The sequence below is a fragment of the Pseudomonas putida genome (assembly GCF_002741075.1).
Classification (GTDB): Bacteria; Pseudomonadota; Gammaproteobacteria; order Pseudomonadales; family Pseudomonadaceae; genus Aquipseudomonas; species Aquipseudomonas putida_T.
The window spans coordinates 193,721-200,000 of record NZ_CP016634.1 but is presented as its reverse complement, the minus strand read 5'-3'; the positions used below and the strand labels follow the sequence as shown (position 1 = coordinate 200,000).

6 protein-coding genes (1 of these 6 only partly in view) are annotated in these 6,280 nt (G+C 61.8%); 4 read left to right on the top strand and 2 right to left on the bottom strand.

All coding sequences use genetic code 11. The features are described from left to right. Both IEC33019_RS01260 and IEC33019_RS01255 read right to left on the bottom strand, forming a co-directional pair. A protein-coding gene (locus IEC33019_RS01260) for a CaiB/BaiF CoA transferase family protein (RefSeq protein WP_070091414.1) crosses the window boundary here: on the bottom strand, nt 1–616 show its 5' portion. 605 nt of this gene lie to the left of the window's left edge; the window shows 616 of its 1,221 coding nt (coding positions 1–616); it begins with the start codon at nt 614–616; its stop codon lies off the left edge, out of view. A gap of 14 nt (nt 617–630) precedes the next feature. Continuing rightward, complete coding sequence (locus IEC33019_RS01255) at nt 631–1,812, bottom strand: acyl-CoA dehydrogenase (RefSeq protein ID WP_070091413.1); 1,182 nt, start codon at nt 1,810–1,812, stop codon at nt 631–633. 163 nt (nt 1,813–1,975) lie between these two features. Between IEC33019_RS01255 and gcvA the strand changes: the two genes are divergently transcribed. The 4 genes from gcvA (at nt 1,976) to IEC33019_RS01235 (ending at nt 6,200) form a co-directional block, all read left to right on the top strand. Beyond that, complete coding sequence (gcvA, locus tag IEC33019_RS01250; RefSeq protein ID WP_070091412.1) at nt 1,976–2,893, top strand: transcriptional regulator GcvA; 918 nt, start codon at nt 1,976–1,978, stop codon at nt 2,891–2,893. A gap of 420 nt (nt 2,894–3,313) precedes the next feature. Continuing rightward, complete coding sequence (locus IEC33019_RS01245; protein WP_070091411.1) at nt 3,314–4,435, top strand: Re/Si-specific NAD(P)(+) transhydrogenase subunit alpha; 1,122 nt, start codon at nt 3,314–3,316, stop codon at nt 4,433–4,435. A gap of 11 nt (nt 4,436–4,446) precedes the next feature. Beyond that, on the top strand, nt 4,447–4,761 hold the full coding sequence (locus IEC33019_RS01240; RefSeq protein WP_070091410.1) for an NAD(P) transhydrogenase subunit alpha: 315 nt from the start codon (nt 4,447–4,449) through the stop codon (nt 4,759–4,761). 2 nt (nt 4,762–4,763) lie between these two features. After that, the gene (locus IEC33019_RS01235; protein ID WP_070091409.1) at nt 4,764–6,200 is read left to right on the top strand and encodes an NAD(P)(+) transhydrogenase (Re/Si-specific) subunit beta; all 1,437 of its coding nucleotides are present in this window, start codon (nt 4,764–4,766) and stop codon (nt 6,198–6,200) included. The last annotated feature ends 80 nt before the right edge of the window (nt 6,201–6,280 follow it).

Below are 6,280 nucleotides of genomic sequence, written 5' to 3'. Positions count from 1 at the left end.
CGTGCTGGCCGACGCCAGTCTGGTCGCGATAGGCGAGGGCGGCCAGGATCGCCACGGTCGAATACAACCCGGTCAGAATGTCCGTCAGGGCGACACCCACCTTGATGGGCCCCGCGCCTTCTTCACCTTCCGGGCGACCTGTCAGGCTCATCAGCCCGCCGAGCCCCTGGATCATGAAGTCATAACCGGCCCGCTTGGCATAAGGACCTGTCTGACCGAACCCGGTGATCGAGCAATAGATGAGCTTCGGGTTGACCGTCTTCAGGCTCGCGTAATCCAGTCCATAGGCGGCCAGGCCACCCACCTTGAAGTTCTCGATGACGATGTCCGACTTTGCCGCAAGCTCGCGCACCAGGCGCTGGCCCTCTGGCTGAGTGAAGTCGATGGTCACCGAGCGCTTGTTGCGGTTGGCCGACAGATAATAGGCCGCTTCGCTGGTGTTCTCGCCCTGAGCATCCTTGAGGAAGGGTGGGCCCCACGAGCGGGTATCGTCCCCCGTGCCCGGACGCTCGACCTTGATAACATCGGCCCCAAGGTCGGCAAGGATCTGACCGGACCAAGGGCCCGCCAGCACGCGAGAAAGATCGAGCACCCGCAAATGTGATAGCGCACCCATGGCCGGCTCCTCTATCAATAGAACGCCTGGATACCAGTCTGCGCACGACCCAGGATCAGCGCGTGCACGTCGTGAGTACCTTCATAAGTGTTGACCACTTCGAGGTTGACCAGGTGACGGGCCACGCCGAACTCGTCGGAGATCCCATTGCCACCGAGCATATCGCGCGCCATCCGCGCGATGTCCAGGGCCTTGCCACAGGAGTTGCGCTTCATGATGGAGGTGATTTCCACCGCCGCGGTGCCTTCGTCCTTCATCCGGCCCAGGCGTAGGCAGCCCTGCAGCGCCAGCGTGATCTCGGTCTGCATGTCGGCCAGCTTCTTTTGGATCAATTGGTTGGCAGCCAACGGGCGACCGAACTGCTTGCGGTCCAGCGTGTATTGGCGCGCAGTGTGCCAGCAGGCCTCGGCTGCACCCAGGGCGCCCCAGGAAATGCCGTAGCGGGCCGAGTTAAGGCAGGTGAACGGCCCCTTCAGACCGCGGACTTCCGGGAACATGTTTTCTTCCGGTACGAACACGTTGTCCATGACGATCTCGCCGGTGATCGAGGCGCGCAGGCCGACCTTGCCATGGATGGCCGGGGCGCTCAGGCCTTCCCAGCCCTTTTCGAGGATGAAGCCGCGGATATCGCCAGCATCATCCTTGGCCCATACCACGAAGACATCGGCGATCGGGCTGTTGGTGATCCACATCTTGCTGCCGGTGAGGCGGTAGCCGCCGTCGGCCTTGCGCGCACGGGTGATCATCGATCCCGGGTCAGACCCGTGGTTCGGCTCGGTCAGGCCGAAACAGCCGATCCACTCACCAGCGGCGAGCTTGGGCAGGTACTTCTGTTTCTGCGCTTCGCTGCCGAACTCGTTGATCGGCACCATAACCAGCGACGACTGCACGCTCATCATCGAGCGATAGCCGGAGTCGATGCGTTCCACTTCACGGGCAATCAGGCCATAGCAGACGTAGTTCAATCCGCTGCCGCCGTATTCGACCGGGATGGTAGCGCCGAGCAGGCCGACTTCACCCATCTCACGGAAGATTGCAGGATCGGTCTGCTCGTGGCGGAAGGCCTCCAGCACACGGGGTGCCAGCTTGTCCTGGGCGAACTGATAAGCGCTGTCACGGACCATGCGCTCTTCTTCAGTGAGCTGCTGATCCAGCAGCAGCGGGTCGATCCAGTTGAAGCTTGCTTTACCGGCCATGAGCGAATACCTCGAAATAGGGAAGCGGAGTTTCTTGTGCTTTGATCCTAGGCCTGATCGGCCGTCTGGACAAACGAGGATTGCGCACCGATTAGTGATATTTTCTCACTTCGTAAAACTAAAAATCGCCAGATTATCCGCCTTACAAGTGAGGTTGACGTACATGCGCCGCAAGATTCCCAGCACCACGGCATTGGTCTGCTTCGAGGCGGCCGCACGCCACGAGAGCTTCACCAAGGCAGCCCAGGAACTGGCTCTGACGCAGGGTGCCGTCTGTCGGCAAATCGGTGGTCTCGAAGCCTTTTTGAATGTCGAGTTGTTCCGCCGCTCCCGCCGAGGGGTGAAATTGACCGAGGCGGGCTTGTCCTATAGTCGCCAGGTGGCCGCCCAACTCGATGCCGTCGAGCGCGATACCTTGTCGGTAATGCGCCAGCAAGGTGCGAACGTGATCGAGCTCGCCGTAGTGCCGACCTTCGGCACGCAATGGCTGCTGCCACGCCTGAAGGACTTCCAGCAACGTCACCCGGACGTCACGGTGAATCTCACCAACCGCACGCGCCCCTTCCTCTTCGCCGACACGGCCTTCGATGCCGCCATCTACTTCGGCGATGGGGACTGGTCTGGCACCCAATCCCACCGGCTGATGGGCGAAAACCCCGTGCCGGTGTGCAGCCCGGCGCTGCTGGACGGGCAGGGCAGCCTGGACCCACGGCGTATCGCCGAGCAGCCCCTACTGCAACAGACCACCCGCCCCTATGCTTGGCGGCAATGGTTCGGGAGCCTGGACATGAACGTGGAGCGCGACATGACAGGCCCACGCTATGAGCTATTCTCGATGCTGGCCCAGGCAGCCATGCACGAGATGGGTATCGCCCTGATCCCGCCGTTCCTGATCCAGCGCGAACTGGAGGAGGGCAGGCTGGTTATCGCCAACGGTCATACCCTGGCCAGCGCCAAGGCGTATTACCTGATGATTCCAGAGCGCAAGCTGGAATCGGCATCATTGCGCGCCTTCCGTGACTGGCTGGTGCAACAAGCCGAGCACTACACCGCGACGCATCGGAGCGACACGCGAATCTGACCCTGTAGTCAATTATTTTAAACACCTACAGATATACGGAATTGTCGCTAATCCGAAAACTGTTCAGGTTGCACCAAAAATGCCTTCAAGCCTGCCAACCACGCGGCTTTCAGCGCTTATTTGCGACATCTACGAACGCATCCGCGAAACGCCTACAAAAAATTGCAGTTTTTCTCGTAATCTCCGAATACCCTTTGTTTGACAGGCTGCTTCCAGCTTGTTGCGACATACGGTCACAGGGTGACTTGTAGTTTTGGCTTCGTATCGCTTCAGAACCGGTTGAAGCCCCTTCGGTTCGTCTGCAAAATGCTCGGCCCGCCCCGGAACCGGCGGGTTCGTGCTGAACGGCCGCACCAGACGCACCACCCGAAGTGCGCTGGCTTCAACAAATACAAAAGGTCACCGCAGGAGAATTAAGTCGTGCACATTGGTGTTCCTCTCGAGACGCAGACGGGCGAAACGCGGGTCGCCGCCACCCCGGAAACCATCAAGAAGCTGGTTGGCCAGGGTCATCAGGTCACCGTCCAACGGGGGGCCGGGCTCAATGCCAGCATTCCGGACAGTGCCTATGAGGCCGCTGGCGCTTCCCTGGGCAACGCCGCCGATGCCTTCGGCGCGCAATTGGTGCTCAAGGTCGTCGCGCCCAGTGATCAGGAGCTTGCCCAGATCAACAGCGGTACGCTGCTGGTGGGCATGCTCAACCCGTTCAACAACGACATGATCGCCAAGATGGCCGAGCGCGGCATCACCGCCTTCGCCCTCGAAGCTGCGCCGCGCACGTCGCGCGCCCAGAGCCTCGACGTGTTGTCATCCCAGGCCAACATCGCCGGTTACAAGGCCGTGTTGCTGGCGGCTCATCACTATCCACGCTTCATGCCCATGCTGATGACCGCCGCCGGTACGGTGAAAGCCGCACGCGTGCTGATCCTCGGCGCCGGCGTCGCGGGCCTGCAGGCCATCGCCACGGCCAAGCGGCTGGGGGCGGTGATCGAGGCGTCGGACGTACGCCCGGCCGTGAAGGAGCAGATCGAGTCCCTGGGCGCCAAGTTCATCGACGTGCCCTACGAGACCGACGAGGAACGCGAATGCGCCGAAGGCGTCGGCGGCTACGCCCGCCCCATGCCGGCCAGCTGGATGCAACGCCAGGCCCAGGCTGTGCACGAGCGCGCCAAGCAAGCCGATATCGTTATCACCACCGCACTGATTCCCGGGCGCAAGGCGCCGACGCTGCTCAGCGCCGAGACCGTCGCCCAGATGAAACCCGGCGCGGTGGTCATCGACCTAGCCGCCGCCCAAGGCGGTAACTGCCCACTGACCGTAGCGGACCAAGTGGTGATGACGCAGGGCGTGACCATCGTCGGCCCAACCAATCTGCCAGCCCAGGTCGCTGCCGATGCCTCAGCGCTGTACGCACGCAACCTGCTGGACTTCATGAAGCTGCTGTTCGACAAGGACGGCGCGCTGGTGATCAACCTCGAAGACGACATTGTCGCCGCGTGCCTGATGTGCCGTGACGGCCAGGTCGTGCGCAAGAACGGTTAAGGAGCACGACAATGGAAGACATGCTGATTTCCCATGGCATCTACAACCTGATCATTTTCGTGCTGGCCATCTATGTCGGTTACCACGTGGTCTGGAACGTCACCCCGGCGCTGCACACGCCACTGATGGCAGTCACCAACGCCATCTCCGCGATCGTCATCGTGGGCGCGATGCTGGCCGCCGCACTGACCGTGACCCCGGCAGGCAAGATCATGGGCACCCTGGCCGTGGCCCTGGCGGCGGTCAACGTCTTCGGTGGTTTCCTGGTCACCCGCCGCATGCTGGAAATGTTCAAGAAGAAAACCAAGAACGAGGGGCAGAAGTAAGCATGAGCATGAATCTGGTAACGCTTCTCTACCTGGTCGCCTCGGTCTGCTTCATCCAGGCGCTCAAGGGCCTCTCGCACCCGACCACCTCACGCCGGGGCAACCTGTTCGGCATGATCGGCATGGGGATCGCGATCCTCACCACCGTCGGCCTCATCTATAAGCTCGGTGCCGAGCTGGCCACCGCTGGCATCGGCTACGTCATCGTCGGCCTGTTGATCGGCGGCAGTGCCGGTTCGATCATGGCCAAGCGCGTCGAGATGACCAAGATGCCCGAGCTGGTAGCCTTCATGCACAGCATGATCGGTCTGGCCGCGGTGTTCATCGCCATTGCCGCAGTGCTCGAGCCGCAGTCGCTGGGCATTGTCGCCAGCATCAGCGACCCGATCCCCACCGGTAACCGCCTGGAGCTGTTCCTGGGCGCGGCGATTGGTGCCATCACCTTCTCCGGCTCGGTCATCGCCTTCGGCAAGCTCTCGGGCAAGTACAAGTTCCGCCTGTTCCAAGGCGCACCGGTACAGTTCGCCGGTCAGCACAAGCTGAACCTGATCCTGGGCCTGGCCACCATCGCCCTGGGCCTGCTGTTCACCTTCACTGGCCATTACAGTGCCTTCACCCTGATGCTCGCGTTGGCGTTCATCATGGGCGTGCTGATCATTATTCCGATCGGTGGCGCCGACATGCCGGTGGTGGTGTCGATGCTCAACAGCTATTCGGGCTGGGCGGCGGCCGGTATCGGCTTCTCGCTGAACAACTCGATGCTGATCATCGCAGGCTCCCTGGTCGGCTCCAGCGGTGCGATCCTCTCGTACATCATGTGCAAGGCGATGAACCGTTCGTTCTTCAACGTCATCCTTGGTGGTTTCGGCGGCGATACCGATGCCGGCGCCAGCGCGGGCTCCCAGGAGCAGCGTCCGGTGAAGTCCGGCTCCGCCGACGATGCGACCTTCCTGCTGAGCAACGCCGACAGCGTGATCATCGTGCCTGGCTACGGCCTGGCGGTGGCCCGCGCCCAGCATGCGCTCAAGGAGCTGACCGAGAAGCTGACCCACAATGGCGTGACCGTGAAGTACGCGATCCACCCCGTGGCAGGGCGTATGCCTGGGCACATGAACGTGCTGCTGGCCGAAGCCGAGGTGCCGTACGACCAGGTCTTCGAGATGGAAGACATCAACGCCGAATTCGGCCAGGCCGACGTGGTCCTGGTGCTGGGCGCCAACGACGTGGTCAACCCGGCAGCGAAGAACGACCCCAAGTCGCCGATCGCCGGCATGCCGATCCTCGAGGCGTTCAAGGCCAAGACCATCATCGTCAACAAGCGCTCCATGGCCAGCGGCTACGCGGGCCTGGACAACGAGCTGTTCTACCTGGACAAGACCATGATGGTGTTCGGGGATGCCAAGAAAGTGATCGAAGACATGGTCAAGGCCGTGGAGTGATCGCCGGCCTCACCTGCGCTTCTATATAGAAGCGCAGGCAATCCCATAAAACCCCCGGGTGTCATCCCCGGGGGTTTTTC

Excerpts from the sequence above, each read along its gene's own strand:
- IEC33019_RS01240 (WP_070091410.1), top strand. The coding sequence starts at position 4,447 with ATGGAAGACATGCTGATTTCCCATGGCATCTACAACCTGATCATTTTC.
- IEC33019_RS01235 (WP_070091409.1), top strand. The coding sequence starts at position 4,764 with ATGAGCATGAATCTGGTAACGCTTCTCTACCTGGTCGCCTCGGTCTGC.
- gcvA (WP_070091412.1), top strand. The coding sequence starts at position 1,976 with ATGCGCCGCAAGATTCCCAGCACCACGGCATTGGTCTGCTTCGAGGCG.
- IEC33019_RS01255 (WP_070091413.1), bottom strand. The coding sequence starts at position 1,812 with ATGGCCGGTAAAGCAAGCTTCAACTGGATCGACCCGCTGCTGCTGGAT.